This is a genomic window from Photobacterium damselae subsp. damselae (genome assembly GCF_038086725.1).
Taxonomy (GTDB): domain Bacteria; phylum Pseudomonadota; class Gammaproteobacteria; order Enterobacterales; family Vibrionaceae; genus Photobacterium; species Photobacterium damselae.
In genome coordinates this window covers 975,389-999,106 of the sequence record NZ_CP146971.1, presented here as the reverse complement: position 1 = coordinate 999,106, position 23,718 = coordinate 975,389, and the positions used below count along the sequence as shown (strand labels likewise).

24 protein-coding genes are annotated in these 23,718 nt (G+C 38.2%); 13 read left to right on the top strand and 11 right to left on the bottom strand.

The window, feature by feature from the left end; all coding sequences use genetic code 11:
- The first annotated feature begins 27 nt into the window (after positions 1 to 27).
- Both agaF and treR read left to right on the top strand, forming a co-directional pair.
- Positions 28 to 462, top strand: coding sequence for a PTS galactosamine/N-acetylgalactosamine transporter subunit IIA (gene agaF, locus WAX86_RS19155; protein WP_341489506.1), 435 nt, complete (start codon positions 28 to 30; stop codon positions 460 to 462).
- Between the two features lie 123 nt (positions 463 to 585).
- Positions 586 to 1,536 carry a trehalose operon repressor TreR gene (treR, locus tag WAX86_RS19150; RefSeq protein ID WP_341489505.1) on the top strand — a complete coding sequence of 317 codons (951 nt, stop codon included), beginning with the start codon at positions 586 to 588 and terminating at the stop codon, positions 1,534 to 1,536.
- Between the two features lie 5 nt (positions 1,537 to 1,541).
- On the opposite strand, the gene WAX86_RS19145 is transcribed toward treR, so the two are convergent.
- Positions 1,542 to 2,213, bottom strand: a complete 672-nt coding sequence (locus tag WAX86_RS19145; protein WP_341489504.1) for an inorganic diphosphatase — start codon at positions 2,211 to 2,213, stop codon at positions 1,542 to 1,544.
- Between the two features lie 302 nt (positions 2,214 to 2,515).
- On the opposite strand from WAX86_RS19145, the gene treB reads away from it, so the two are divergent.
- Together treB and treC are read left to right on the top strand one after the other, a co-directional pair.
- Positions 2,516 to 3,970: a PTS trehalose transporter subunit IIBC gene (gene treB / locus WAX86_RS19140; protein WP_171027319.1), complete on the top strand. Its 1,455-nt coding sequence runs from the start codon at positions 2,516 to 2,518 to the stop codon at positions 3,968 to 3,970.
- A gap of 59 nt (positions 3,971 to 4,029) precedes the next feature.
- Positions 4,030 to 5,712, top strand: a complete 1,683-nt coding sequence (treC, locus tag WAX86_RS19135; RefSeq protein WP_376788117.1) for an alpha,alpha-phosphotrehalase — start codon at positions 4,030 to 4,032, stop codon at positions 5,710 to 5,712.
- Between the two features lie 20 nt (positions 5,713 to 5,732).
- Here treC and WAX86_RS19130 read toward each other — a convergent pair whose 3' ends face one another.
- Both WAX86_RS19130 and WAX86_RS19125 read right to left on the bottom strand, forming a co-directional pair.
- Positions 5,733 to 6,503: a bifunctional 2-polyprenyl-6-hydroxyphenol methylase/3-demethylubiquinol 3-O-methyltransferase UbiG gene (locus WAX86_RS19130; protein WP_171050659.1), complete on the bottom strand. Its 771-nt coding sequence runs from the start codon at positions 6,501 to 6,503 to the stop codon at positions 5,733 to 5,735.
- A gap of 88 nt (positions 6,504 to 6,591) precedes the next feature.
- A complete protein-coding gene (locus WAX86_RS19125) occupies positions 6,592 to 7,515 on the bottom strand; it encodes a M14 family metallocarboxypeptidase (RefSeq protein ID WP_106339909.1) in 924 nt (307 codons plus the stop codon).
- Positions 7,516 to 7,861: 346 nt separating this feature from the next.
- Between WAX86_RS19125 and WAX86_RS19120 the strand changes: the two genes are divergently transcribed.
- Positions 7,862 to 8,398, top strand: a complete 537-nt coding sequence (locus tag WAX86_RS19120) for a Dps family protein (protein ID WP_232092219.1) — start codon at positions 7,862 to 7,864, stop codon at positions 8,396 to 8,398.
- 110 nt (positions 8,399 to 8,508) lie between these two features.
- On the opposite strand, the gene WAX86_RS19115 is transcribed toward WAX86_RS19120, so the two are convergent.
- The 4 genes from WAX86_RS19115 to WAX86_RS19100 all read right to left on the bottom strand — a co-directional run bounded on the left by WAX86_RS19115 (position 8,509) and on the right by WAX86_RS19100 (position 11,620).
- Entirely contained in the window at positions 8,509 to 9,642 is a 1,134-nt protein-coding gene (locus WAX86_RS19115; protein ID WP_106339911.1) for an HlyD family secretion protein, read from the bottom strand.
- Positions 9,643 to 10,032 (bottom strand): DUF3302 domain-containing protein, encoded by a 390-nt coding sequence (locus tag WAX86_RS19110; RefSeq protein ID WP_036765884.1) that lies wholly within the window; start codon positions 10,030 to 10,032, stop codon positions 9,643 to 9,645.
- Positions 10,033 to 10,294: 262 nt separating this feature from the next.
- The gene (locus WAX86_RS19105) at positions 10,295 to 10,984 is read right to left on the bottom strand and encodes an HAD-IA family hydrolase (RefSeq protein ID WP_069533117.1); all 690 of its coding nucleotides are present in this window, start codon (positions 10,982 to 10,984) and stop codon (positions 10,295 to 10,297) included.
- Positions 10,985 to 11,164: 180 nt separating this feature from the next.
- The gene (locus WAX86_RS19100; protein WP_341489503.1) at positions 11,165 to 11,620 is read right to left on the bottom strand and encodes a hypothetical protein; all 456 of its coding nucleotides are present in this window, start codon (positions 11,618 to 11,620) and stop codon (positions 11,165 to 11,167) included.
- An 82-nt stretch (positions 11,621 to 11,702) separates the two neighbouring features.
- On the opposite strand from WAX86_RS19100, the gene WAX86_RS19095 reads away from it, so the two are divergent.
- Entirely contained in the window at positions 11,703 to 12,359 is a 657-nt protein-coding gene (locus WAX86_RS19095; protein ID WP_068968823.1) for a CatB-related O-acetyltransferase, read from the top strand.
- A gap of 51 nt (positions 12,360 to 12,410) precedes the next feature.
- On the opposite strand, the gene fabV is transcribed toward WAX86_RS19095, so the two are convergent.
- Positions 12,411 to 13,613: an enoyl-ACP reductase FabV gene (gene fabV, locus WAX86_RS19090; protein ID WP_341489502.1), complete on the bottom strand. Its 1,203-nt coding sequence runs from the start codon at positions 13,611 to 13,613 to the stop codon at positions 12,411 to 12,413.
- A gap of 303 nt (positions 13,614 to 13,916) precedes the next feature.
- Here fabV and WAX86_RS19085 point away from each other — a divergent pair, with 303 nt between their 5' ends.
- Positions 13,917 to 15,110, top strand: coding sequence for an acetate/propionate family kinase (locus WAX86_RS19085; protein WP_005306251.1), 1,194 nt, complete (start codon positions 13,917 to 13,919; stop codon positions 15,108 to 15,110).
- Positions 15,111 to 15,737: 627 nt separating this feature from the next.
- Here the strand turns inward: WAX86_RS19085 and WAX86_RS19080 are convergent.
- The 3 genes from WAX86_RS19080 to WAX86_RS19070 all read right to left on the bottom strand — a co-directional run bounded on the left by WAX86_RS19080 (position 15,738) and on the right by WAX86_RS19070 (position 19,104).
- Positions 15,738 to 16,910, bottom strand: a complete 1,173-nt coding sequence (locus tag WAX86_RS19080) for an EAL domain-containing response regulator (RefSeq protein WP_341489501.1) — start codon at positions 16,908 to 16,910, stop codon at positions 15,738 to 15,740.
- A gap of 202 nt (positions 16,911 to 17,112) precedes the next feature.
- Complete coding sequence (locus tag WAX86_RS19075) at positions 17,113 to 18,129, bottom strand: helix-turn-helix transcriptional regulator (protein ID WP_341489500.1); 1,017 nt, start codon at positions 18,127 to 18,129, stop codon at positions 17,113 to 17,115.
- 147 nt (positions 18,130 to 18,276) lie between these two features.
- A complete protein-coding gene (locus WAX86_RS19070; RefSeq protein WP_341489499.1) occupies positions 18,277 to 19,104 on the bottom strand; it encodes a hypothetical protein in 828 nt (275 codons plus the stop codon).
- 497 nt (positions 19,105 to 19,601) lie between these two features.
- Between WAX86_RS19070 and WAX86_RS19065 the strand changes: the two genes are divergently transcribed.
- The 6 genes from WAX86_RS19065 to atpA are packed head-to-tail and all read left to right on the top strand — an operon-like array spanning position 19,602 to position 23,686.
- The gene (locus WAX86_RS19065; RefSeq protein ID WP_036765879.1) at positions 19,602 to 19,997 is read left to right on the top strand and encodes a hypothetical protein; all 396 of its coding nucleotides are present in this window, start codon (positions 19,602 to 19,604) and stop codon (positions 19,995 to 19,997) included.
- Between the two features lies 1 nt (position 19,998).
- The gene (atpB, locus tag WAX86_RS19060) at positions 19,999 to 20,766 is read left to right on the top strand and encodes a F0F1 ATP synthase subunit A (RefSeq protein ID WP_065171197.1); all 768 of its coding nucleotides are present in this window, start codon (positions 19,999 to 20,001) and stop codon (positions 20,764 to 20,766) included.
- Between the two features lie 47 nt (positions 20,767 to 20,813).
- Complete coding sequence (atpE, locus tag WAX86_RS19055; protein ID WP_005306237.1) at positions 20,814 to 21,050, top strand: F0F1 ATP synthase subunit C; 237 nt, start codon at positions 20,814 to 20,816, stop codon at positions 21,048 to 21,050.
- Positions 21,051 to 21,098: 48 nt separating this feature from the next.
- The gene (atpF, locus tag WAX86_RS19050) at positions 21,099 to 21,569 is read left to right on the top strand and encodes a F0F1 ATP synthase subunit B (RefSeq protein WP_036765878.1); all 471 of its coding nucleotides are present in this window, start codon (positions 21,099 to 21,101) and stop codon (positions 21,567 to 21,569) included.
- 14 nt (positions 21,570 to 21,583) lie between these two features.
- On the top strand, positions 21,584 to 22,132 hold the full coding sequence (locus WAX86_RS19045) for a F0F1 ATP synthase subunit delta (RefSeq protein WP_065171199.1): 549 nt from the start codon (positions 21,584 to 21,586) through the stop codon (positions 22,130 to 22,132).
- A 12-nt stretch (positions 22,133 to 22,144) separates the two neighbouring features.
- Positions 22,145 to 23,686 (top strand): F0F1 ATP synthase subunit alpha, encoded by a 1,542-nt coding sequence (gene atpA / locus WAX86_RS19040; protein WP_036765877.1) that lies wholly within the window; start codon positions 22,145 to 22,147, stop codon positions 23,684 to 23,686.
- Positions 23,687 to 23,718 lie beyond the last annotated feature (32 nt).

Here is a 23,718-nt window from a genome sequence, read left to right as displayed (position 1 = left end):
GCTCCTTACTTGCCAAGGATATAAACTATGATTGGGATAATTATTACTGGGCATGGGCCGTTTGCATCGGGCCTGGAACAAGCATTAATTCAAGTCATTGGCAGTCAGCCACAATGTGTAGCTGTCGATTTTTCTGTTGCAATGACAACTGAGCAATTAACGCAGCAATTGATGAGTGCGATAGTAGAAGTTGATAGTGGGGATGGTGTTATTTTTATGACAGACCTATTAGGTGGTACGCCATTTAGAGTTGCTTCGTTGCTATGTCAGGAAATGACGTTTGCAGAAGTGTTGACAGGAACCAATATGCAAATGGCCGCTGAAATGTTACTTGAGCGTGATGTTATCGGTTTTAACGAATTTACTGAGCAAGCTTTGGCAGCAGGACGTCGTGGGATCACCTGTTTAAAATTGCAACTGAGTGCTCATCATAAAGTTGAGTCTGTGGAGGCTGGGATTTAAATTCTGTTATACATAGGCTAAATGAGAATAGGTTTAGCCTATCATTTCTTTTTAAGCTCTCTTTACCCCTTCTTCATGATACGTTATCTTAACTTTCAATAACTTCCTGATGTTTAATGTGTTATGACCAAAAAGCTCACTATTTTAGATATTGCTCGTTTAGCGGGGGTTGGAAAATCAACGGTTTCGCGGGTATTAACCAATGATCCTAACGTAAAAGCAAAAACTCGAGAAAAGGTTGAGCAAGTCATAAAAGAGTCTGGCTTTATACCATCAAAATCTGCGCAATCTATGCGTGGTGGTAGCTCTAAAGTCATTGGGATTATTTTATCGCGTTTATCATCACCATCGGAAAATCGTGCTGTAAGCGGCATATTAGATGTGCTTTATGGAGCGGGATATGATGCGGTTATTATGGAGAGTCAATTTGATCGCCTCAAAACTAATGAGCATCTTGCTGTTTTAAGAAAACGTCGAGTTGATGGGGTTATTGTTTTTGGGTTTACTGATTGTGATATTAACACTCTTGAACAATGGGGGCACAAGGCAGTTGTTATTGCCATTGAAACACAAGCAATCTCTTCTGTTGGGTATGATAACCATGCCATGATTGAGCAGCTAATGGAGCATCTTTACCAAAAGCAGTGCCAGAATATCAGTTTTATTGGTGTTAACCCCCAAGATAAGACAACAGGGGAAATGCGTCTACAAGCTTACTTAGATTATTGCCACAGTCATAGTATTGAGCCTTATTTCTCAACCGGGAAATTAACTGTTGATAGTGGTTATGCCTTAGTTGATGAAGTATTACAGCCAACGACACAAGCGATTGTTTGTGCTAGTGATACTTTGGCAATGGGAGCTGCTAAGCGATTACAACAACTTGGTCGAGACGATATTATGGTTACAGGCGTTGGAGCCACAGAGCTGCTTACGTTTTTATTTAGCAATACCGTTAGTATCGATCCTGGATATTGTGAGGCTGGAAAAGCGGCTGCCTCACAACTATTAACTCAACTTTTGGGAAATGAGCAAGTTGTCCACTTTACTCAGCCTGTACGCTGGTCTTGCTGATTCATTTATGATGATTGATTGCTTTTTTGGTAGTGAGCCACTGCTTGCTTTAATACGGTATTGGCTTGTTTTGAGTCCATGATTCCTTTTATCTCAATATTTCCCTCAGTTCCTTTGTAGTGACTGAACCATATTTTGACGATATCAATTATGCCAGGAAAGGCGTGTTGTAGTTGTTCTATGGTTGAGATCTCGTGAAATGATGAGCTATCTGCTAATGATATCGCAATTAATTTATCATCTTGCTCGCCATCATCTAGCATTTGTAAGCCACCTATCACTTTTACTTGAGCCACACTACCTCTCGGCTGCGCGGGGCCAAGCACAATAATATCGAGAGGATCTCCATCCCCCCCCAAAGATTTTGGTAAAGCCGTATTGGGAACCGTGCCATAGTTACCAGGATAACCAAGATATTTCACTATGCGTGGCTGACCGTTCTTAAACTCCCAATGTAATGTAGAGCTATCTTGTTTACTCACTTCCCATTTTTGATTAGAACCCGTTGGTATTTCAATAATAGCGTTAACAGAGCCATTACTGTTTTGAGCTGGAATATCCGCTAAGTAATCTCGATTTGCTTGAATCGTATAGCTATCAGTTTGTGTATACTCTGTTGCGGCATAACTTGTTGTTGAAGCAAGGATTAATCCTATATTCAAAATGAGTTTCTTCACGTTTCATTATCCCTAATCTAGTGTCCTTTGTTAGATATCATCGTAATTATTCATGAAGTTATGATGTTATTTCTATGGCTATTTCATGACATTTGTATGCCTTTTAAGAATTTGCTAGTTGTCACAATTTTAGTCGTTCTGTTTGCACGGAAAGTGAGCAATATCACTGATAGGGAATGTTCCCATTTTAATTTTGATTTTACTTTGTATGATTAACTTGTTTTGGGAACATTCCCAATTAATAAGCATTAACAAACAACATATCCGCTACTGAAATATCCTTACCTAAAATGGAAATTGGTATGAGCCAGATAAATCGTCAACAAATAGAGCAGTTAATTGAACTGATTGGTGGAAAAACTAATATTGCTAGCGTAACGCATTGTCTTACTCGTTTACGATTTGTTCTCACAGATCCCACGCAGGCTAATGTTAAACAAATTGAAGCGATTCCTTGTGTTAAGGGGTGTTTTACTAATGCAGGTCAGTTTCAAGTTGTGATTGGGACTGATGTTGATCAAGCGTTTGCATTATTACAAAAATTAACTGGCTCTCAGGGTGTTTCAAAAGAGGAAGCCAAAGTTGCAGCAAGACAGAATATGAGTTGGCTGGAACGAGGAATTTCTCATTTAGCTGAAATTTTCGTACCGTTATTACCTGCGATTATCACCGGTGGTTTGTTGCTTGGTTTTCGCAATGTGATTGGCGATATTAAACTCTTTGATGGTAAAACTCTTACAGAAGTTAGCCAATTTTGGCGATCTGTCTATGACTTTTTATGGTTAATTGGTGAAGCTATCTTTATGTTCTTGCCTGTAGGGGTTTGCTGGTCGACGGTGAAAAAGCTTGGTGGAACACCCATTTTAGGGATAGTTTTGGGTATTACGCTTGTCTCTCCTCAATTGATGAATGCCTATCTTATTGGGAAACAGGTTCCTGATGTGTGGAATTTTGGTTTATTCACTATTGAGAAAGTGGGCTATCAAGCTCAGGTCATTCCAGCCATGCTCGCAGGTATAGCTCTTGCCTATATTGAAGGTTTTTTTAAGCGAATTATCCCTTCTTACCTTTATTTAGTTGTTGTGCCATTTATCTCTTTGTTGCTTGCGGTAATTTTAGCTCATGCCTTAATTGGCCCATTCGGTCGTATGATTGGTGATGTGATCGCTGTTGTAGTAAAAGCGGCGATGACAGGTGACTTTGCTGTCATCGGTTCTATGGTGTTTGGTTTTCTTTATGCACCTTTGGTTATTACAGGTATTCACCACACCACGAATGCAGTTGATTTACAACTGATGCAAGATATGGGTGGAACCCCAATTTGGCCTTTAATTGCTCTTTCTAATATTGCTCAAGCATCTGCAGTCGTTGGTATTATTTTCATTAGTAAAAAACAGAATGAAAAGGAGATATCGGTTCCAGCTGCTATTTCTGCCTATCTAGGTGTTACAGAACCTGCCATGTACGGCATTAACTTAAAATATCGTTTCCCTATGCTAAGCGCTATGATCGGTTCTGCGATTGCTGCTGGTATTTGTGGTAGTGCAGGGGTAATGGCAAACGGTATTGGTGTTGGGGGATTACCCGGTATTCTCTCGATTCAACCACAATATTGGTTAGTCTTCTTAGCGGCAATGCTGGTGGCTATCATTGTTCCTTTGCTTTTGACTCTTGTGCTTTATAAGCGCGCTCAGGCTAAAGGGGAGCTTGATGATAACAACTTAGATGATGAGCGCCCTGTATCTTCTCTTGCCTAATAATCCTATTTATTTTGAAGGAGCTAACAACTTCTAGCTCCTTTTCGATATCTTTTTGAGTGACCGTAATGACTAATAATATTGATTGGTGGCGTACTGCTAGTATTTATCAAATTTATCCTAAGAGTTTTTGTGATAGTGGCGCTAAAGGTACTGGCGATCTACTTGGCATCATTTCAAAGTTAGACTATTTAAAGTTACTTGGAGTAGATGCTATTTGGTTAACACCTATTTATGTCTCTCCTATGATCGATAATGGTTATGACATTGCCGATTATTATGCGATTAATCCTGATTTTGGTTCAATGGCCGATTTTGAGCTGTTACTTGAGCAGTTACACCTTCGGGATATGCGCCTGATTATGGATATTGTTGTTAATCATACTTCAACAGAGCATCACTGGTTTCAATCTGCTCTAAAAGATCGCAATAGCCCTTATCGTGATTACTATATTTGGCAAGATGCTAAGGATGGAGAAGCGCCTAATAATTGGTTATCTAAGTTTGGAGGCAGCGCTTGGCAGTGGGATGAGTCCTCGGAACAATATTATTTACATCTGTTTGCGAAAGAGCAGGCAGATCTTAATTGGGATAATCCGCAAGTTAGGGAAGAAGTTAAGAAAATCATAAGCTTCTGGGCAGAGAAGGGTGTTGATGGATTTCGTTTAGATGTGATTAATTTGATTTCTAAGCAGCAGGATTTCCCAAACGATGATCAAGGTGATGGACGTCGATTTTATACCGATGGACCAAGAGTTCATGAGTATTTACAAGAGATTAGCCGTGATGTGTTTCAGTACTATGGGTCGGTTACTGTGGGGGAGATGTCATCAACGACACTCGAACACTGTCAACAGTACTCTGCGCTAGATGGCTCTGAACTTTCGATGGTGTTTAATTTTCATCATTTAAAGGTGGATTATCCGCAAGGTGAGAAGTGGGCATTAGCACCGTTTGATTTTGTTGGTCTCAAGAAAATTTTTTCCCATTGGCAGTGCGGTTTACATTGTAAAGGCTGGGGAGCTCTGTTTTGGTGTAACCATGATCAGCCGCGTATTGTTAGTCGGTTAGGTAATGATGGAGCTTATAGGGAGCTATCAGCCAAGATGCTCGCTACCTCGTTACATATGATGCAAGGAACTCCTTATATTTATCAAGGTGAAGAACTTGCGATGACGAATCCTCATTATCAAGACTTATCGCAATATCGTGATGTTGAAAGTCTTAATATGTACAAGATTATGGTTCATCAGCAAGGGATTGAGCCAACGACAATGCTCAATATATTGGCCGAAAAATCACGAGATAATTCCCGAACGCCAATGCAGTGGAGTGATACTTTACATGCCGGTTTTAGTAAAGAGCAGCCATGGATTGATGTTGCTGATAATTACCAATTAATCAATGCTGAGCAAGCAATCAAGGATCCAAATTCTGTTTTTTATTTTTATCAAAGACTAATAGAGCTGCGTAAAACTGTTTCTATTATTACTGACGGTGACTTTCTTGATCTTTGCCCTGAGCATCCTCAACTATTTTGTTATTTACGCCAAGCAAATGGGCAACATTTATTATGTATTAATAACTTTTATGATAAACAGGTCGAATTTGAACTTCCTGAGAATATCGATGTGTCTGAAGGGAGAGTCTTATTAGGTAATTACGATGATTGGCAAAGCCAAACGATTCAATCATCTATGCTAGTTAGACCTTATGAATCTCGGGTTATTCTGTTTAATTAATGCATAAGGTAAGCAAGAGATTAATTGACGATCTCTTGCTTTTTTTTCATTAAATAGACATTAATACAGCCATTACGGTGTTTGAGATCTGGCCTTAGTAAGCGATTGATATGATAAAGTAGCCAGAATCTCGGCCATTCACGAAAATGAATATGGTGCTTACCAAATGTTGAATGATGAATAATCTCTAACTGATTTTCTTCGGCCATTTTAATAATTTGCCAATGGCTGATTGGTGAAATATGCCCGCCATTAAGATACTGCCCATCATCAAAATATGTAAAGTTGTCTTTAATGAGACTCTCTGTTACTGAGAATGCGGAAGTGATGTTAGGTGTGGTTAAAAGTAATATCCCATTATCTTGCAGTAGTGCTTGGCATTCACGAAAAAAAGCGCGAGGATTTTCTAAGTGTTCAATGATTTCCACCGCAGAGACAAGATCGAATGTTCGTTGAATACAGTAACTAAATTGAGAATTGAGATTAACTTGTATTAATGCTGCTTGTTTAGGAGATAGACGAAAATTATCAGTCACAAGATCAACGGCTGTAACTTGATAACCTTGGTCGATGAGTCTTAAAGATAGAGCACCAGCACCAGCTCCTAGATCAATAGCTTGTAAATGTGAGCTATGCTGATATTGGATTGCAAGTGATACTACATATTCATGCAATCCTTTCATCGCATGAATGGGGATATCTTTATAATAATCGGCAGTAGTGTATTTCCCTTGCGCGGTTTTTTGATATAGGGCGACAAGGCTTACATCTTGTTGTTTTAAATTGGCCATAGATACACTTAACGAATTCGTATCCTTGTCATTAAGCAATTTTAAAGCCAAAAAGCGCATCTAAACGGGATGCGCTTAAAAAAGAGTTTTAGTTATGTTGGTTTAATACATAATCTAAAGCCCCAGTAATGGCAGCGACTTGTGCTTGGTTACACTCTTCATCGGTAACTTTTGGACTATCGGGATAAACTTCTGTTGTCGTTGTATAAAGCGCATCCGTAATGCTGGCACAAAGTGAAAGTGCTTTTAGGGGGTAATTAATAACACCTTCTTGAGTGATTGGTTCACCAATGATATTGCCATCTTGATCGGGTGGAGCAATATGTGTGACATGTCGTACCGAATCAATAATGGCTTTTTGAAAACCATCTTGCGGATTTTCACTGTCACCTACCACATAAAAACCATCTGGAACAGAATCTTCAATGTAGTCTTTACCATCACGAGCCGCTAATGCTGGACGGAATTCTGATTCATCGGTATCTGTTGTTTCGTGAAGATCGATATGAACAAGAATTGGATATTCACATTTATTCACTACATCCATTACCCAAGCGGACTCTTCTGCTGGAGTATTGGCAAAAAATGAACGGTTTGGATCGATCGCATTTGGATTCCAGCGGTTGATCGTTTCATAGCCCCAAGGACTAACACATGGGATCACAATGAAATTAAAATGAGGTTCATAATTAAAAGCTTGAGTCGCTAAAAATTCGAGTGCGCCATGTACCCCGCTGGTCTCATAGCCGTGAACACCACCAGTGATTAATACCGTTGGTTTGTTGCTATCAAAATTGCGAGAACGGATGACAAACAATGGATATTGGCCTGGAATATAAGTGAGTTCACCATACGGTTCTACATCAAAGTCTTCTTCTAAAATGGCTATCTTGCTAACAACCTCATCAAGGTAAGAACGTTTGATGCTGGTTTGAGCTCGCCATGCAGCCACTTCGGCTTCGCCCCATTTTTGTCCATGAACACCAATTGGATATGCAGATGATTGTTCCATTACGGATCCCTTTATGTGGTTATATTTACAGAGCAAGGGTAATCATGAGTGGTAGAGATAGCAAACGACTTTTGTTTTTTATTTGTCACTATTAATAAAATAGAGAAACAAGGAGGAATAATCGAATAGTCGTTCTTAGCTTTGGTGTTTTTTCGAGGTATACCCGTTTTGGTGCATATCTATGGTGATGTATGAGAATTAATCCGAGTAATATTGCTTAATAATGCATATTTTGTTCTATAAATATTATCTTTCATTTTCAATGGGATATTTAAGTTGTTATAACCATGTAGAGGCATATAGTGAGCGGGTACGGAATTGATATTGATGAATTCCAAAGGAGAGAATGATGAGCAGTAAAGAATTAACTGAACAAGAAATTGTCGATGCGAAACAGCATCAAACTCGTCTTCTGGCCACCCCGACTGATCTTAGCCCTGAGGCGACCAAAGAAATTAGCGCTGTAATGACCACTATTCTAGCGGATGTTTTTGCTTTATATCTAAAGACCAAAAATTTCCATTGGCATATGACAGGTTCTCACTTCCGTGACTATCATTTACTTTTAGATGAGCAAAGTGCGCAAATTTTTGCGATGACTGACGATATTGCTGAACGTGTCCGTAAAATTGGTGGTCGTACTATTCACTCTATCGGTCATATCGCTCGTCTTCAGCGTATTGAAGATAATGATGCCGATTATGTTGATCCACAAGATATGTTGGCTGAACTTTGCGAAGATAATAAGCATTTAGCTTCTGAGCTTCGTATGGCTCATACATTGTGTGATGGATTTAATGATTTTTCATCAGTAAGTATGATTGATGATTGGATTGATCAAACAGAGCGTCGAGTTTGGTTCTTATACGAATCTTATCGCTAGTCGATAGGGAAAGAGATTGGCTACTGGTAACTAGTCAATTTGAACTGAGAATTAAAGGGGCTTGTTTTTGCCCCTTTTTTAATTCTTGTTATTTAAGGAAGTACTCCCGATCAGTGATCAAGATAGAGATAGTTTTGCCAACTCTTCATTCGAATTAAAACCTTACGCATAACAGCAACATGCTCAAAACTGTCTGAATAAATAGCGACTTCCACATTGGTACCTTGGGGTAGTTGATATTGTCCAATATCGTCTGTAATTTTCAGCACAACCAGCGGGCGTCCTTGTCGTTGCAGAGCTTCGGTTCCATACAGTGTGCCTTGGGCTTGAATTTGACTTTCACCAATTGCGGGTAATACTTCTACTACTTCTCCAGCAAATGTTTTTCCGGGCAGAGCTTTAAATATAAAGTCAGCTTTAAATCCTTTTTCTAATCGTAGTAATGAATTTTGGCGAAACGCAGCGACAAAAAGATTTTCAGCATCTTTATTAACAAATGTCATGACAGGTCTTAGTGGCATAGGCACAGCCATCATTCCTGGACGTAGAGCTAATTGAGTAACATAACCATCTGTTGGAGCATGAACAACCGTTTCATCTAGATTGAATTGAGCTTTTTGTAATTGTGCCCGTATCTTAGCTATATTGGTATTTTCTCCTGCTATTTCTGACTCAAAGGCTAACTTTGCTCGTCGCTCTTCAGCTTTTGCTGCTTCTAAAGATGATTCTGCACTTAAATAGAACTGACGGCGGTTATCAACATCGGATTGAGTAAATGCTCCTTTTTGATGACCTTTTTTATAACGTTGATATTGAGTATAAGTACGATCTCGTTCTGCTTGTGCTTTATGGGTGGTTGCTTGAGCGGCTCGATATGCAGCTTCCAATCCTAATACATATTGTTGTGCTTCTGCTAAGGCGGCTTGTTGTAAGTTGACCTCTGCTTGAAATGGGGTTGGATCAAGCTTAAAAAGCACATCACCTTTATGTAGGGGGCGGTTTGCTTCAACGGGTACTTCAATCACTTTGCCTCTTACTGCTGGAACCACTGGTGTTGTGACAAAGTACTGGCCGCCTAAATTACTGTAAGGGTGGTTATAGTTCATCAATAGAATTAATGTGCCAATCAATACTACACCACCAAGAACAGCGGTTGGCACTGTCCATTTATTTAACGGTATTCTGAATATTTTAAAAATGGCAATACATAAGGCGGTGTAAGTGAGGATAAGTAATAAATCCATTTATTGTTTCTCCTCTGGCGATGATTTTTGTTTTGTCGCTGATTCAAGCTGAGTTTGAGCCAACTCTATCGCCGTAACTTTTTCGGTCAGTTTTTCTAATTGTTCCGTAAGGTGGGTCAGTTCATGGTGTAATTCGTTTTGTTCCGACTGAATTTTATTAAACCCCCAACCACGATCATCGCGCCAGAGTGTTGCCCATATCCATAGAAAAGGCCATAACACATGTAACGTAAATAAGCTTACCCATCCAGCATAGTGAATGGCGTCTTGATGAGGGTGATTGCGCGTTTTTGCGATTTCATATGGAATGTCATGAATCACGATAATGCCGTAAAACAGCACTAATGCGACAAAAAATAAAAGCCCTAAGGCAAAATAATCAAGAAACATCCTTGCTCCTAAGTTTAAAAGTTGTTTTGAAAACGTTATCTAATTTAACAACTAAATTAATAATAGAGGGATGAAACTACTTTTACTTATCTTTTTTGACTAAATGCCACATCGATCTAGATCTATACCGTTGATGTATGAATAGCTACAAGATCCTGAAAAACGCGAGTTCTGACTCTAGTGTTACAGCTCTGAGGGTAATGGTGGGATTGTTATAGTAGTGCAGGAGCGTCACGTTAGTATGATGCTCCTATGGTTATTCTTAAGCTATATGTGGTTGTGAGGTAAATGAACTGTCAATAATACTTAATAGTTCGATACTTGATCTTATGATCGGCGCTTGATTACTGACAGCTCGATAAGAATGGATAATATCTTGATATTGATAAGTACGAATCCCTGCTGCAATACCTGTCTGTACCCCTTGTACTGTATCATCGACATAAAGACACTCATCTTTAGAAAAACCGAGATACATCGCAGAATATAACAAGATATCTGGTGCTGGTTTCCAGTTGCCAACATCATCACCACAAAACAAATTATTACCAAAGAAGTGGCTTAATTGAGTTTGAGACAAAATCGCTTTGAGTTTTGCTTTTGATGAATTAGAAATCACACAAAGCTCGATATTGCGTGCTTTCAATCGAGTGAGCAGGTCAACCACACCCGGTATCGGTTGCAGGTGAGTTTCCGATAGTAAGGCATACTGTTGTCGATAAATGGGTTCAAGTTTATCAATGTCGATACTTGTCCCGCTTCGATACTGTACTTTAGCTAACTGTTCTGTAATTTTACCGCCTTCGAAATGTTGGACACAGTCTTCTAACTGAAGTGGTACATTAAAAATAGCAAAGGCATTGACGATGGCTTGGCAAACAAGGCGTTCACTGTCTACCAGCGTACCTTCACAATCAAATATAATGCATTGAATATTAGATTTATTACCCATAGCCATACCTATAATTTCTTTTATTAGGATATATAACCCAAGTAATTCTGATATTGCTTGGGTATATATATGGGTAATACAGAGAAGAGGTGAGTACAACGCGAAAGTTAATATTTTGTCGTATGGCTCTCTAACTTGATGCCTTTCACCAATAAAGTTGAGATAAAGCTCGCGCTTTGTTTAGCGATATGCTGCAAGAAATTGACGTAAAATAGTCAAGCTCTCGCCACTACCTTGATGCTCAGCAACTAAGTAGTTGTAGATGGCATTTTCATGATCGGCCACGAGTTTATAGAGTTCTTTATGCTCGGTTGCTAAATCGGATTGTTGCTGATAGCGGATTTGATAAGGGGCGACCCAATCCACCATGGTTTTTATGAGATCTGGCCAAGTTAAACGTTGCCATTTTTTAGCGTCAGAGATCCCTTTTTGCTCCATTTCAGAGTTGTGAGGGGTACATTCAATGCCTAATGGTTTCAGTCCTTGCTCTAATAATTGAGCGGTTAATTGTTCAATTTCGGTTAACAGTTGCCAATGTTCTTGATAGTGAGAATCATGATAGTTGTTGGCAAAATACTGGAAAAAAGCGATACCGTAGAGTTCGCCTAAATATGCGTTATGAAGTTGTACTAGCATGTGTTTATCCATTTCTTTACTATTCTTTTAATCATACAAGTAAAAAATAGAAAGAAACACAGACAAAAGATAGGAGTATTTTATGCCTTCAACCATTTTCCCATCATGGCTTGGTGGGTATGAAATTCGAGAACACATTACAAACCCGAATATTAAAGTCGGAGAGTATACTTATTATTCTGGCTATTATCATGAAAAACACTTTGAAGATCAGTGTGTTAGATATCTTTTGGGTGACAAGCCAAGTGCAAGTGTTTGGGAGTCTGGTATCTTTGGCGAAATAGATCAGTTAATTATTGGTAAGTTTTGTTCTATCGCAACCGGAGCTACTTTTATGCTTGCTGGGAATCAAGGTCACCGCCATGACTGGATTTCTACATTTCCATTCGATGTTGAACAATTTGGCGATAAAGTTAAATCAGGTTTTCAGCGCGCGGGTGATACGAGAATTGGCAATGATGTTTGGATTGGAACTGAATGTGTGATCATGCCTGGCGTAACTATTGGTGATGGTGCTGTTATTGGTGCTCGTGCAGTTGTGACTAAAGATGTTGAGCCTTATTCTATCGTAGTGGGTAATCCGGGTACGGCAATTAAAAAGCGTTTTACTGAGCAAGAAATTGAGATGTTACTTAAAATGCAGTGGTGGGATTGGACTGAAAATCAGTTGAAAGACAATATGGATCTCATGTGCAGTTCTAATATCTCTGAGTTATACCAACGCTTTTTACTATTTTAATTTTTGCTATTAAACCAACCTCATTATGATTGAGGTTGGTTTATCGAATTGTTATGGCTTTAGTTTAAGTAATTCTGCCATATCGACTGGCTGTTCATAATTAATATTAGGCACTTCAAATCCATTAAGTTGCATAAACTCTTGTCGATATTGTTGATAATCACTTATGTCTTTAAAGTTATCGGGTGTAATTTTCTTTATAAGCTCTGCCGTTTGTTGTTGAACTTCTGGTCGTAATTCCCAATCGTCCAGACGAATTAAACCATTTGCATCCGACTGTATTTCATCTTTGTTTGTCGATAACTTCTCTTTAAACAGACGCTGCATTTGTTTTAAGCACCCTTCATGAAGACCCTGTTGTTTCATCACTTGGTATAAAGCCAACATATAAGGTGAAAAAGTAGGAATAAATGCGCTCGCTTTGGTAACTAAGGCCTTACAGACAACAACATGAGCACTTCCTTGAATCGGTGCTAACTGCTGATTGAGTGTCGTGACACTTTGATGTAAATGCTCTTTTGCAGCACCTAATGTTCCGCGATGATATATATTGTGAGTTAGAGGAGAACCGATATAGGAAAATGCCAAGGTTTGGCATCCAGATGCAAGTAAATCTTTTGACTGTAGAAAATCAACCCATTCTTGCCAGTCTTCACCTCCCATGACTTTAACGGTATCTTCTATTTCTTTGGTTGTTGCTGGTGGAATGTCGACCAAGTCTAATGTTTCATGTTCTAAGTTAAGGTTATAGCCTGTTTGAGCTTCTTTTATCGGTTTGATGGTAGAGCGCCACAACGTTCCATCAATAGGGTTGGGCCTTGCTCCCGTTGCTAATGAGTAGATAACGAGATCAACTTTACCATTAAACTTTTGTTGAATAGCTTCGGCCACTTGTTGTCGTGTTGATTTTGCAAAGGCATCACCCACAATATTGATTGCTTGATAGCCATGACGCTCAGCTTCTTGCTTAAAGTAAATATTGTTATACCACCCAGCTGTACCTATGTTTTTATCGGATGGTCCTCGCTCATATGAGACACCAAGAGTATTGGCTTGGCCTCCTCCAAACGTTAAACATATCCGCGCAGCAAGACCAAATCCTGATGAAGCGCCGAGAATCAGAACATTTTGCTTATTTCTCGATGCTCCAAGTGAATTTTTAATGGTTTTAACTTGCTGTTTAATCATTTCATGGCAACCTAAGGGATGACACGAACGGGCGACATTAGAATCAATGATTGGCGTAATGATCATAGATAAGTCCTTTTTTTTTGTGTTACAAATAACAATGTATTCCATTTATTTTCAACAAAAGTTGAGTGTTTGCTGAATTTTTAAACTGATGAAATCGATTTCTTGATAAAAATTTGATCTAAACCAGTTAAATTCCAATTTTTTAATATTTTTTAAAACAAAAGTTGAGACTTTCAAAAAAAATTGAGTAAGATGGTCGTTAGAAAGCGATGACTTAGTGAATAATGCTCCACATATTTTGCTGAGTGATAATAAATGGGAACTTTGTATCCTTTTAGTCCTTGAAACGTTGATGAGATAACCATGAGCAACTCTTTAGTTCTAGTAATCAATTCTGGTAGTTCTTCACTTAAATTTGCCCTAATCGACACTGTTACCGGTGATGCGATGTTAAATGGTCTTGGTGAGTGTTTCTTCTTACCTGAGGCAGTAGTTAGCTGGAAAGTTAACGGTGAAAAACACGAGTACAAACTCAGTGGCCTAGAAAACCACCACCAGCAAGCGATTGATCGTATCGTTGCTCTGGTTGACGAATTAGGTCTGAAAGAAGACATCGTAGCTATTGGTCACCGTGTTGTTCATGGTGGAACTAAGTTCTCACATACCGTGAAAGTTGATGAGCAAGTTATGGCGGATATCGAAGCGTTGAGCGATTTAGCTCCTCTTCATAACCCAGCTCACGTTATTGGTATGCGTGCTGCAGCTAAAGCTTTCCCTACGCTATCTCAATACGCTGTGTTTGATACTGCTTTCCATCAAACTATGCCAGAAAAAGCGTTTACTTACGCAATTTCTAAAGAAGTTAGTAAAGAATATGACATTCGTCGTTATGGCGCACATGGTACAAGCCACTATTATGTAACTCGTGAAGCTGCAAAAGTGGTTAATAAACCAGTAGAAGCATCAAGCTTTATTTCTGTTCACCTAGGTAATGGTGCATCAGTTTGTGTGGTTAAGAACGGCGAAAGTATTGATACCTCAATGGGCTTTACACCACTTGCTGGCCTTATGATGGGCACTCGTTGTGGTGATATCGACCCAAGTGTTCTTGAGTACCTTCTTAAGAAAGGTTGGACTCCTGAGCAACTTCACGATCTTCTAGTTAAGAAGTCTGGCTTCCTTGGTATTTCTGGCATTACAAGTGACTGCCGTGGAATCATTGAAGCAATGGAGCAAGGTAACCACGATGCTAAGCTTGCATTTGAGGTGTTTACTTACCGTGCTGCGAAATACATCGCATCTTACATGGTAGCTCTAGATGAACTTGACGGTATTATCTTCACAGGTGGTATTGGCGAAAACTCAATGCCTGTTCGTAGCGAGATCCTTCGTTTATTGAAGATCTTTGGCTATCGTGAAGATGAACAAGCAAACGCAGATGCACGCTTTGGTAATTCAGGCGTGATCACGCAAGCAAATACTCCTCTTGCAATGGTAATTCCAACCAACGAAGAATGGGTAATTGCGAACGAGTCTATGGCGCTACTACACGCTTAATAGACTAATATCTCGCTTGGAACACGAGATATTGTACGGAATGGGAAAACGGCTCTGAGATCACTCAGAGCCGTTTTTCGTTATATGAGGTAAATTTTATTCTTGCTTACTCTTAATTGTTTATATTTGTAATAATACAGATATAAACAATCATCATATTTCAAGTGGTTGTATATTAAGAATTAAATTTTACTATCTCTATTTTGGAATTTAGATCACTTAAAAAATATTAGAAAAATTTGCAAAAAAGCCAAACAGAGACCATATTAAATATAAGCCTACTAACTGTTATCCATTATGCGAAGGTTTAGGAGGAATCAAGCAAGAATTCTTTCAATCTAGTTAGGCTGACGTTGCTGTCTTCAGACAAGATGCAGCAAAGACAATTTGGAATAGCTTTAACTAAGCCGTTGCTTAGAAATTAGATACTTAACAATTTGGTTTAGTACAAAAATATTTGATACTTCTTCACCAAAAATTATCTGGGCAGTCTGAGAATACGTTTGGCTCCCACGGCATACTCAACGTAATGAGTGGTGAAGGTACACATGCTTGCAAGCAAAAAACACAAAGGCCATACATATTGTTTGTATGGCCTTTTCTTGTTGAACGTTACCTAGAAGTTACTTAAACAACACTTTGAGTTAATTCGTTGGAGAGATGAAGATAGAGTTGCTCTAATGCCATCGGTTTACCTAATAAGTAGCCCTGACAGAAATCCACATTAAATTCGCGTAATTTCCCAAAAGTACGTTGTGTTTCAACGCCTTCTGCAACAACATTCAAATCAAGACTGTGCGCAAGCTGAATTGTATGCTGAATGATACTCTCTATTGATTCATCAATTTCAATTTGATCAATAAAACTTTTGTCTAGCTTCAATTCAGTAAAGGGTAAAGATGCTAGCTTTGAGAGTGATGAGTAACCAGTACCAAAGTCATCAATTGATAAACCAAAACCATTGAGCCTGAGTCGAGATATATTCTCTAATACGGTTTGGTTTTCAACAAATACAATCCCTTCTGTAAGCTCAATACAAACTTTATGATGTGGTAGGTTAAATTGTTTACAGGTTGCAATTAACCAATCACAAATAGGCTCTTCACTTAGGGTTTTTTGCGATACATTTATTGATATTTTGCCAATTTCTGGTATTGAGCTGAGGTCTTGAATTGCGTTAAAGGCTGTTAAATAAAATATATCACTGATTAATAAGCTAGTTTCCGCTTCTTCAATAAAATAATAAGGGGAAAGTAAACCATATTCTGGATGTTGCCAACGAACTAATACTTCAACACCATATAGCTTTTGGCTACGAGTTTCATAAATAGGTTGATAGAAATTAATTAACTCATGATTTTTAATACCATTAGCAATATCTCGTTGTGAGATAGAAATAGGCTCTTTTTTTTCTATATGAGATTGATGAGGACCCGGTGCAAAGATGGCATTGATGATTTTTTTTTCTGTTATGGGTTTTTGGATAAACTCTCCAATAAAGACAGAAAGAAAATCATTCATTCTCTGAATGGTTGATGATATTTTAGAATCTAAAGCTGAAATAAAATTGATTTGTCCTTCAAATCCAATCGCAACTAATTTATTGAGAAAAGAGACAGAATCGATTGAGGTTAATTCTATATCACATAAGATAATATCAATAGCTTGAGATTGGCAAATACTAAGCCCGGTTTGAATCGAGTCTGATGAATAGATTGATTCAAATCCAATACGCTCGAGCATATGTTTGAGCATATTGGCCTGAAAATGATTGTTTTCAATGATAAGTATATTTTTCATATGAACACATGCATAAAAATTATTGAACAGAGTTCACATTCTAGCGGCGTCTAAAGGTAAGAAAATAGCAGATGAAAAAGCAAAAGAATGAAGGTGCTATATATACCCAAGTAACCTAGCATCTTGAAGTCACTTGGGTATAGACATCTAATGATAGCTGAGTGATCCTCGATAACTGTTGAAGATCACTCTATATATTGTATTAGTTGATTAAATAAGGGTGATTGGATAGTTGCGATGGGCATACTCCTGTCCAGCGTTTAAATGCGCGAGAAAAAGTACTTAAGTCGGAAAACCCTAAGCGCGAAGCAACTTCTGTCATGCTGATATTACTGTTTTCTAGCCAAACTAACGCTTTTTCCAGTTTATATTTTTCTAGTACGCCTCGGTAACTTGTTTCCACTTCAGCTAATCGTCGATTTAACGTCCTAAAGCTAATATTCATCACTTTTGCAATATGCTCACCTGAGGCTTCATAAAGCGAAGGGAGTGTGTCTAGCGTGCTGTAAACTTGCTGGGTTATGTTCGTTTTCTTTAATCCAGCAAGTTCGGTATCAAGTAGTTGCCCCATTTGCTGATAAATAGCATTGTTTGCATAAGAACTACCAACATCTAGCTGCTGCTTTTTAATAACAAGACGATGAATAGGGTAGCCTTCATGAATTCGGCAATGAGCATATTTTTCTGTTTGTTTCTTTATATCTAAAGAGCTCTGCCATTTAGGAATAAATAAGTCAAAATCAATGTTTGTACTCGCATTGGCATCCAGCATCGAGATAAAAGCGGATATGACCAACATTGTTTCATTATGACTCATGTCAGATTCTTTGCTGCTGGTTTCATGGTTGATAAACCAAATATCAATAACATCATTTTTTGTTTCATGGAACAAGCAGCGGATAGGAAGCCCTAATAGTGGACTATAGTGACAAGCATCTTTTATTGCGGTTAACAGCGTAGGTGCTGTCCAGATTCTTAAACTATACTCACCGAAAGAAAGTGGGCTAATTTGATTGGTTAGGTCAAATGGAAACTCATTTAATGATTGAGTCAGAGCCTTCTGGCGATAGAAAGTACGAAACTGATGAACATCCCATTCTTCTGAATGCGTGGCACTATTAGTCACTAGAGTTGTTTGTTCACTATCACTGAGCAGAGTAATCCATCCAGTATGAATAAGCGGGCTGTTTTTTGATGAGGTATGACACTTAAGCTCCATTGTCTATACTCTTTCCGAATTTTGATACTTTTTTATACCATGCTCAATGCAATATGTAGCATGTGAAATATTATCTTGCATTATAAGTCAGTCATTTTAAGACGTAGCTCAACAGCCCAATCATATACTGGGCATTGAGTAAATTTGTTATAACAATGAAATGGATGCTGAGTAATGTTTTGATTTACAATGGCTTCGTCTAGTCGAGCATTTTTTCTCGGCGGCACATTTTGGGCAACCGTTGCCTGATAAGTGATTGGAGGGCAATTGTTCAAATTCGCCATGCTGAGCGCAAATAATAACGCCTTTTGTTCTTACATTAGTATAAATAAACTGACTATAATCATAGAGCTTTCCATGCACCTGCTGAGCTTCTTTGATAAATTGCGCTGTTGTTTTTTTACGCCCATTTTTTGCACATTGAGGACAACCCACACCTCTTAAATGCGCATCTGCTCTTTGTTCAAAATCACCATGTTCGGGGCACGTAATAATTCCTTTTTCTAGAGCTCCTGAGTAAATGAAGTGGCCGTAGCTATATTTGTTTTGATGGGTTTCATTTGCTTTTTCGATAAACATGGACTGGGATTTTGGATAAGACTTTGAACATTTTGGGCAACCTTTACCTGAAAGATGTGCGTTTGGTCGTTGTTCAAATTCGCCATGTTGAGGACACATAATAGTACTTTTATTTAATGAACCTAAGTATTCAAAATTTGAATAATCGTATTTTGTACCATGAATTTTACGAGCATTAATAACAAACTCTTCTTTTGTTTTCTTTTCTTTTCCTGCACATTTTGGACAACCTCTCCCTGCTAAGTGTGCGTCTGGACGTTGTTCAAAATCACCATGAACAGGACAAGTAATCATACTTTTTGTTTTTGCATTTACATAAATGAAGTGGTTGTAAATGTATTTACCGTTGTGGACGGTAGTTGCTTTTTCAACAAACTGCTCTTGTGTTTTCTTCATGGCTTTTCATCATATTTAATATGAACTTATTATATTAAGTTACGAAATAATCTAATATTTATGTATGTAGCTCTCCACAAATATTACCAACTTACAAATCGAGTTTTCATTAAAAGTTGATTAAGAATACTTATGCCTATTTATGTTTATTATGGTCGTATTTAATGAAAAAACATGCAATATACAAAAATGAAAATCATTGATTGCAAAATTTTTTGTGGCTTCAATAGATATCCTATCGTAGATTTTTTAGGCCGACATAATCCTGTGATATATCTTGATGTTATATTTGATGTTTATTTAATAGCCTGCTTGCTTATGCATACTATTAACATAACAAAAAATGTAATCGTGATTTTTGTTGGATTAAGAAAAGTTAAAAAAATTAAATAACGATTCATATTGAATTTATTGTTATAACGGGTTAACAATAAAAAGGACGTTAGGCTTTGACTAGAAAAGGAGTAACTATATTTTTATTGTAGAGTGATTCTTATATGGATAAAACGTATCAGCAGGATATTCTGTCTGCTTCTAAGTTTATAATCTTTGGTAAAATAATTACGAGTCTAGTCTTAATTGTTGGTTTAATTTCTTTTGGCTTGTCTAAAGAAATTTACTCTTTATGTCTGGGGGGTGCGATTGCCATTATACCGAATGCGTTAGGTATTTGGTTTGCATCAGTAAAAGCTCGTATCAATCCTAATGTAGATATTAAAGTGTTAGCTCGAACAGTTGAAATGACACAATGGGTTTATACCGCATTATTTGTCTTAGTTACTGTTAAATTTTTATCATTTAATAGTAATGTTTTACTGTTGTCTTACAGTTTTACATTCTTAGGTTGTTTTATTGCTCCAATGTTGAATAAACCTCAAATTAGGATGACGTAAGGTGGATACTGTAACTACCGCTCATGATTATATTGAGCACCATATGACATTCTTAACTGTTGGTAAGGGGTTTTGGAGTATAAACCTTGATTCTATGCTAATGGTTTGGGTGTTAGGTTTACTGTTCATTGGCTTATTTCGATATGTTGTAACTCGAGGCACCAGTGGTGTTCCTGGTCGTTTACAGTGTTTTGTTGAGGTAACATTTGAATTTGTAAACAATTTAGTTAAAGAAATCTTTAAGACCGATGATAAGTTAATTGGACCATTATCATTAACTATTTTTGTCTGGGTTTTCTTAATGAATACAATCGATCTACTTCCTGTCGATTTTATTCCTCACTTTATGGGCCTTTTAGGCTTTGGACATTTTAGAGATTTACCTTCAGCCGATGTTAACGTACCAATGTCAATGGCAATAGGTGTCTTTATTCTTATTATTGGATATACATTTAAGAACAAAGGATTCGTCGGTTTTATTAAAGAGTTAACTACTCAACCGTTTGAAAATCCATTGTTATATCCGGTGAACTTTGTTTTGGAGTTAGTGACATTAATTTCAAAACCAATTTCTCTCGGTTTACGACTATTTGGCAATATGTATGCAGGTGAGATGATCTTTATTCTTATTGCATTAATGCCATGGTGGATGCAATGGGCTTTAAGTGTACCTTGGGCTCTATTCCATATTCTAATTGTGTTCTTACAGGCATTTATATTTATGGTGCTAACGATTGTTTATTTAGCAATGGCAGTAGAAGAACATTAATTTAATCAGTTTTATATATTAGTTGTTTAAAAATTTTGGAGTTATTTATGGATATCGTAAGTGCAGTTCTTTATGTTGCAGGTGCACTGCTAATTGGTTTAGGGGCTGCTGGTGCTGCAACAGGTATCGGTAACTTGGCAGGTAAATATTTAGAAGGTGTTGCTCGTCAGCCTGATTTAACTCCAATGCTTCGTACTCAATTCTTTATTATGATGGGTTTAGTTGATGCGGTACCAATGATCGGTGTAGGTATTGGTCTATATATTATCTTCGCAGTAGCGTAATTACGCAGAGTTTTATTCGTTATTTAATAGCGTATCAAGTGAGGATGTATGAACTTAAATGCAACCATGCTTGGTCAGGCAATTTCCTTTGTGATTTTTGTATGGCTATGCATGAAATATATTTGGCCACCATTGACCGAATTATTAGATAAGCGTCAACGAGAAATTGCAGAAGGCTTAATTCATTCTGAAAATGCAGCGAAAGAATTAGAACTTGCTCGTGCTAATGGCGACAAGCTTCTAAATGATGCAAAAAAAAGTGCGAGTGAATTAGTTGAACAAGGAAATAAACGTCGTTCACAAATTATTGATGATGCAAAAGCAGAAGCAGAAGCAGAGAAAGCTCGAATTATTGCTCAAGGCCAAGCAGAGTTAGAAAGTGAACGTAACCGCATTCGACAAGAATTACGTCGTGAAATGTCAGACCTTGTCATTGAAACTGCAGAGAAACTGATTAATCAAAATTTAGATTCGGCAGCGAACCGCGAATTGGTCAACAAACTTATTAAAGATATTTAGTTAGGGAGTGCGTGATGTCAGATCCTCAAACAATCGCTCATCCTTATGCTAAAGCTGCTTTCGAGTTTGCCAAAGAACAGCAAGCTTTAGAGCAATGGGCGCAGATGTTGACGATTGTCTCCGATGTAGTAACACAACCTGTGATATCTGAGCAGCTAGAAGATCTTGAGCAATTGGGTAATGAGCAGAGAGAACAGTTTGTCGACATGCTCTTGGCGATTTGTGATGGGTTATTAGATGAGCACGTTAAAAACCTAATTCGTGTAATGGCAGAAAATAGTCGATTGGCTGTGTTATCTAGTGTTACCGAGCTGTTTTTAGAGTTAAAAGCCGACTATGAGCGAACTGTCCAAGCTCATGTGGTTAGTGCTGATGAATTAACTGCAGATCAGAAAGTTAATTTGATTGCTGCTCTTGAGAAAAAACTCGATCGACATGTTGAGTTAGATTGCCAAATAGATAAATCGCTTGTGGGGGGCATGTTAATTCATGCTGGTGAGTTGGTCATAGATGGAACGTTGAAAACCTCAATGGATCGCTTAGCGTCTCGTTTACAAGCGTAATAGGTAGTATGTATGCAACTGAATTCAAATGAAATTAGCGATCTTATAAAGCAAAGAATCGCAGACTTCAATGTGGCGACTCAAGCTCGCAATGAAGGAACTATCGTTTCTGTTAGTGACGGTATTATTACTATTAACGGTCTTGCTGATGTTATGCAAGGTGAAATGATTGAGTTACCTGATAATCGTTTTGCTTTAGCATTAAACCTAGAGCGTCACTCAGTGGGTGCTGTTGTGATGGGACCTTATGCAGACCTTGCTGAAGGGATGAAAGTTAAGGGTACTGGCCGTATTTTAGAAGTACCTGTTGGTAAAGGACTATTAGGCCGTGTAGTTAATACTCTTGGCCAACCTATTGATGGTAAAGGTCCTCTCGAACACGATGGATTTTCGCCAGTTGAAGTAATTGCTCCGGGTGTTATTGACCGTAAATCTGTAGATCAGCCGATTCAGACTGGCTATAAAGCGGTAGACTCTATGGTTCCTATTGGTCGAGGTCAACGTGAGTTGATTATCGGTGACCGCCAAACAGGTAAAACCGCGATGGCTATTGATGCCATTATCAATCAAAGAGACACCGGTATTTATTCTATTTACGTAGCTATTGGTCAAAAAGCCTCAACCATTGCAAACGTTGTGCGTAAATTAGAAGAAAATGGCGCACTACAAAATACTATAGTCGTTGTAGCATCAGCGTCAGAAGCGGCGGCACTGCAATATTTAGCACCATATTCTGGTTGTGCAATGGGTGAGTACTTCCGTGATCGCGGTGAAGATGCTCTTATTATCTATGATGATTTGTCTAAACAAGCCGTTGCCTATCGTCAAATATCTCTACTTCTTAAACGCCCACCAGGTCGAGAAGCATTCCCTGGTGATGTTTTCTACTTACATTCTCGTTTACTAGAACGTGCTGCTCGCGTAAATAGCGATTATGTAGAACGTTTTACTAAGGGTGAAGTAAAAGGCCAAACAGGGTCACTAACAGCTCTTCCTATTATTGAAACTCAAGCTGGTGACGTTTCAGCATTTGTTCCAACTAACGTAATTTCGATTACTGATGGTCAGATTTTCCTACAGACTCACTTATTTAATGCGGGTTTAAGACCTGCGGTTGACCCAGGTATCTCGGTCTCTCGTGTTGGTGGCGCTGCGCAAACTAAGATCATTAAAAAGTTATCTGGTGGTATTCGTACTGCTCTTGCTCAGTATCGTGAATTGGCTGCGTTTGCTCAGTTTTCATCAGACCTTGATGATGCAACTCGTAAGCAGTTGGATCATGGTGAAAAAGTAACTGAACTCATGAAGCAAAAGCAATATTCACCAATGTCGGTAGCACTTCAAGCTCTTGCGGTTTTCTCTGCGGAAAAAGGTTATCTAAATGATGTACCTCTAGCAAAAATTGGTGAATTTGAAGCTGAGCTTATTGCTTTTGCTAAGAGTGCTTACAGCGAGTTGTTAGATCGCATTAATCAAACTGGCGATTATAACGATGAAATTGAAGCGAGCCTTCATGAGTTACTAAAAGCATTTGTACAAACACAGTCGTATTAAGACTTTCTCAACATGTTGTTATGAATGTGGAT

Bases quoted from the DNA above. Each gene is read 5' to 3' on its own strand.
- agaF (WP_341489506.1), top strand. From the start codon at position 28: ATGATTGGGATAATTATTACTGGGCATGGGCCGTTTGCATCGGGCCTG.
- treR (WP_341489505.1), top strand. From the start codon at position 586: ATGACCAAAAAGCTCACTATTTTAGATATTGCTCGTTTAGCGGGGGTT.
- treB (WP_171027319.1), top strand. From the start codon at position 2,516: ATGAGCCAGATAAATCGTCAACAAATAGAGCAGTTAATTGAACTGATT.
- WAX86_RS19130 (WP_171050659.1), bottom strand. From the start codon at position 6,503: ATGGCCAATTTAAAACAACAAGATGTAAGCCTTGTCGCCCTATATCAA.
- WAX86_RS19125 (WP_106339909.1), bottom strand. From the start codon at position 7,515: ATGGAACAATCATCTGCATATCCAATTGGTGTTCATGGACAAAAATGG.
- WAX86_RS19120 (WP_232092219.1), top strand. From the start codon at position 7,862: ATGATGAGCAGTAAAGAATTAACTGAACAAGAAATTGTCGATGCGAAA.
- WAX86_RS19115 (WP_106339911.1), bottom strand. From the start codon at position 9,642: ATGGATTTATTACTTATCCTCACTTACACCGCCTTATGTATTGCCATT.
- WAX86_RS19110 (WP_036765884.1), bottom strand. From the start codon at position 10,032: ATGTTTCTTGATTATTTTGCCTTAGGGCTTTTATTTTTTGTCGCATTA.
- WAX86_RS19105 (WP_069533117.1), bottom strand. From the start codon at position 10,984: ATGGGTAATAAATCTAATATTCAATGCATTATATTTGATTGTGAAGGT.
- WAX86_RS19100 (WP_341489503.1), bottom strand. From the start codon at position 11,620: ATGCTAGTACAACTTCATAACGCATATTTAGGCGAACTCTACGGTATC.
- WAX86_RS19095 (WP_068968823.1), top strand. From the start codon at position 11,703: ATGCCTTCAACCATTTTCCCATCATGGCTTGGTGGGTATGAAATTCGA.
- fabV (WP_341489502.1), bottom strand. From the start codon at position 13,613: ATGATCATTACGCCAATCATTGATTCTAATGTCGCCCGTTCGTGTCAT.
- WAX86_RS19085 (WP_005306251.1), top strand. From the start codon at position 13,917: ATGAGCAACTCTTTAGTTCTAGTAATCAATTCTGGTAGTTCTTCACTT.
- WAX86_RS19080 (WP_341489501.1), bottom strand. From the start codon at position 16,910: ATGAAAAATATACTTATCATTGAAAACAATCATTTTCAGGCCAATATG.
- WAX86_RS19075 (WP_341489500.1), bottom strand. From the start codon at position 18,129: ATGGAGCTTAAGTGTCATACCTCATCAAAAAACAGCCCGCTTATTCAT.
- WAX86_RS19070 (WP_341489499.1), bottom strand. From the start codon at position 19,104: ATGAAGAAAACACAAGAGCAGTTTGTTGAAAAAGCAACTACCGTCCAC.
- WAX86_RS19065 (WP_036765879.1), top strand. From the start codon at position 19,602: ATGGATAAAACGTATCAGCAGGATATTCTGTCTGCTTCTAAGTTTATA.
- atpE (WP_005306237.1), top strand. From the start codon at position 20,814: ATGGATATCGTAAGTGCAGTTCTTTATGTTGCAGGTGCACTGCTAATT.
- atpF (WP_036765878.1), top strand. From the start codon at position 21,099: ATGAACTTAAATGCAACCATGCTTGGTCAGGCAATTTCCTTTGTGATT.
- WAX86_RS19045 (WP_065171199.1), top strand. From the start codon at position 21,584: ATGTCAGATCCTCAAACAATCGCTCATCCTTATGCTAAAGCTGCTTTC.
- atpA (WP_036765877.1), top strand. From the start codon at position 22,145: ATGCAACTGAATTCAAATGAAATTAGCGATCTTATAAAGCAAAGAATC.